The sequence below is a fragment of the Streptococcus sp. SGI.013 genome, assembly GCF_050315295.1.
In the GTDB taxonomy this organism is placed as follows: domain Bacteria; phylum Bacillota; class Bacilli; order Lactobacillales; family Streptococcaceae; genus Streptococcus; species Streptococcus porcorum.
This window is the reverse complement of the sequence record NZ_JBNPOS010000081.1, coordinates 1-811: the sequence shown is the minus strand read 5'-3', so window position 1 is coordinate 811 and position 811 is coordinate 1. Positions and strand designations below refer to the sequence as shown.

General features: G+C 41.6%; 1 protein-coding gene. It reads right to left on the bottom strand.

The features are described from left to right. A partial coding sequence (locus ACQRDX_RS09375; RefSeq protein WP_427896629.1) for a type IV secretory system conjugative DNA transfer family protein occupies positions 1-811 on the bottom strand: 811 nt, incomplete at both ends.

The window sequence follows — 811 nt, the reverse complement described above, 5'->3', positions numbered from 1 at the left end:
GCCAGTCTGACCAAATGAACGACTGGTACTTCTGACATCGATAGTTTGTTTGCCTAGAAGTCCACTCATGAACTTAAAGGTTTCCTCATCATTCCCACCCAAATATAAGAGACTGTCGCAGTTCCCTAATATGGTTTTCCATGCCTCTTTTTCCTTATATAGTCCTTGAAGTTGGGCAATATTTTGTAAGATTGGAACTAAACTCATGTTCCTAGAGCGAACTGTTGATGTTTGTTCGGCGAAGTCTGGGATTTCTCCGACATTCGCAAACTCATCCAGATAGCTTCTAACATGAATCGGCAGTTGCCCTTTAAAGTCAACATCAGCCTGTCTGGTCAAAGTGGAGAAAACCGTAGAGAAAAATAAAGCAGATAGGAAACGAAAGGTCGTATCATTGTCTGGAATAACAAGATAGACCATGGTCTTTTGAGTGCCCCACGTTTTCAAATCCATAGTGTCTCTTTGCGTCAAATCAATCACCGATTGGATATTAAAAAGGGCAAATTTAGCTGTTGTGACCGCAATCACCGAATCCAAGGTCTTATCCTTATAGTTTTGGAAATCCGCCCAGTTTCGCATGGTAAAGTTTTCGTGACCATATTTTTTAGCATAATCTTCAAACAGGACTTCAAGAACACTTTTGTCCTGATTGTCTCCCTTTGATAAGAGTTTGATGAGTTTCCCAATCTCAGAAAAGGCTGGATAACGGCCATGCTCACGTCTTGCTTCCTGCTCTTGCTTGGAACTTCCTGGAGGATTGTAAAAATCCACCAAATAAGAGGCAATAGCTCTCACCAATGTCATGGAAGCC